The 2199-nt window shown below is 50.3% G+C and carries 3 protein-coding genes and 1 pseudogene; all 4 read left to right on the forward strand.

Going from position 1 to position 2199, the window contains the following annotated elements:
* Nucleotides 1-17: 17 nt before the first annotated feature.
* Entirely contained in the window at nucleotides 18-986 is a 969-nt protein-coding gene (locus I2E21_RS12060) for a DUF6017 domain-containing protein (protein ID WP_195411475.1), read from the forward strand.
* A 23-nt stretch (nucleotides 987-1009) separates the two neighbouring features.
* On the forward strand, nucleotides 1010-1228 hold the full coding sequence (locus tag I2E21_RS12065) for a DUF5348 domain-containing protein (RefSeq protein ID WP_005422968.1): 219 nt from the start codon (nucleotides 1010-1012) through the stop codon (nucleotides 1226-1228).
* Between the two features lie 94 nt (nucleotides 1229-1322).
* Nucleotides 1323-1799 (forward strand): PcfB family protein, encoded by a 477-nt coding sequence (locus tag I2E21_RS12070; protein ID WP_144101625.1) that lies wholly within the window; start codon nucleotides 1323-1325, stop codon nucleotides 1797-1799.
* Nucleotides 1796-2199: pseudogene (locus I2E21_RS12075) on the forward strand (type IV secretory system conjugative DNA transfer family protein); the annotation flags it as partial. The gene I2E21_RS12070 and the pseudogene I2E21_RS12075, both read left to right, overlap by 4 nt.

The raw sequence follows: 2199 nt of genomic DNA on the forward strand, positions 1-2199 counted from the left end.
AAAGGAGTGATGAAGCTATGGCAGTTTTCCGTGTGGAACGCAACACAGGCTACACCGTAATGAGCAACCACCACTTACGCAATAAGGAGCTTTCCTTAAAGGCAAAGGGGCTGTTATCTCAAATGCTGTCCTTGCCAGAGGATTGGGACTACACCCTTTCGGGGCTGTCCTACATCAACCGGGAAAGTATCGACGCTATCCGTACCGCCGTTTGGGAGCTTGAAAAAGCCGGATATATCACAAGGCGGCAGGGACGCGACGAGAAAGGCAAAATGACCGCTATCGAGTACACCATTTACGAACAGCCGCAGCCGCCGGAATTGGATTGCCCGGTATTGGAAAATCCAACAGCGGATAACCCGACAACGGATAATCCGACGTCGGAAAATCCAACGCAATTAAATAAAGATATATCAAGAACTAACTTACCAAAAAAAGAAAAATCAAATACGGATTTATCAATTACCCATTCCATTCCTATCCATTCCCTAAATCCCTTGCCTTATGGCGAGGACGAAGCGGCACAGCCGCCGGAACGGAAAAGAACGGAAAGGAACGACGCTTACCGAGTGTATGAGGAAATTATCAAAGACAATATCGCCTATGACATTCTCTTGCAGGACAGAAGCCTTGACCGCGACCGTCTGAATGAGATTGTTGACCTTATGCTTGAAACCGTCTGTACGGCAAGAAAGAAAATCCGTATTGCCGGGGACGATTACCCCGCCGAGCTTGTGAAGTCAAAGTTTATGAAGCTGAACAGCGAACATATCCGCTTTGTGCTTGACTGTATGCAGGAGAACACCACGAAAATCCGCAACATCAAGCAGTACCTAAAGGCGGTGCTTTTCAATGCCCCGTCTACCATTGACAGCTATTACACTTCCCTTGTGGCTCACGATATGGCAAGCGGCGCACTTGCACCGAGAAAGCCAAAGTACGGTGACCCGGACTATTACACCTACAATGAGGGCGAAAGCCTGTAAACGAAAAAAGGAGGATTTACCGCATGGCACAGAAAACAGGAGCTTTGATTTTTGACGAAACCGCTGACCGCTACGACATTCGCTTTGACATTGCCGACTATTACGGCGGTCTGCATTGCGGCGAGTGCATGGACGTATTCACAGGCGGCAAATGGAAGCCGACCCGGATTGAGTACGGGGACAACTGGTATCTTGTAGGTATTCGCGCCGAGGACTTGAACGGGCTGCGGGTACGGATTTAACGGGGCGGCGTGAAGAACGGACGCCCTTTTTTCACGCTCAAAAGCGGCGTACCACCTTAACACTATCACTACCGGGAAAGGAGGACGGTAAACATTGCAGGACGAAATCAACGAAAAAGTGGTTGCGCTCTCGGTCAAGGGAGCGAAGCTGACCGCTGAAATGCTGCAAAAGGCAATCAAAGCCATGCTTGCACAGGCAAAAAAGCAGCAGGAAAAACAGCCCCACGGGAAGCAGACGCTAAAGCAGCTTGCGAAGCAGAACGCGGGGCTTTCCAACATTGAGATAACTGAGGGCAATATCAAAGCCTTTGAGCAGACGGCAAAAAAATACGGTATCGACTTTGCCCTAAAGAAAGACAGCACCGAAACGCCGCCCCGTTATCTTGTATTTTTCAAGGGGCGGGACGCGGACGCTCTGACCGCAGCCTTTAAGGAGTTTTCCGCAAAGAAGCTGACACAGGAGCAAAAGCCCTCTATCCGAAAGGCACTTGCCACATTCCGGGAAGCAGCAAAGCAGCTTAACGCGAACCGTCAAAAGACAAAATACAAGGACAGGGAGGTATCGCTATGAAGCCGAATATCAAGAAGCTGCTTATCCTAAACGCCCCCTATCTGCTCTTTGTGTATCTCTTTGATAAAGTCGGACAGGCGGTGCGGCTCTCGCCGGGGGCTGACCTCTCCGGCAAGCTGTTTTCCATTGGCAGCGGCTTTTCCGCTGCCTTTTCAAATGCCCTGCCGAGTTTTAACCCTATGGATTTGCTTATCGGCATTGTCGGGGCTGTCGTTATCCGGCTTGCGGTCTATGTGAAAGGCAAGAACGCAAAGAAATACCGTAAGGGCATGGAGTACGGCTCTGCACGTTGGGGCAATGCCGAGGATATAAAGCCATATATCGACCCCATGTTTGAAAATAACGTGCTGCTGACGCAGACCGAAAGGCTGATGATGTCAAGCCGCCCGAAGCACCCGAA

This window comes from Ruminococcus sp. BSD2780120874_150323_B10 (assembly GCF_015553695.1).
GTDB lineage: Bacteria > Bacillota > Clostridia > Oscillospirales > Acutalibacteraceae > Ruminococcoides > Ruminococcoides intestinale_A.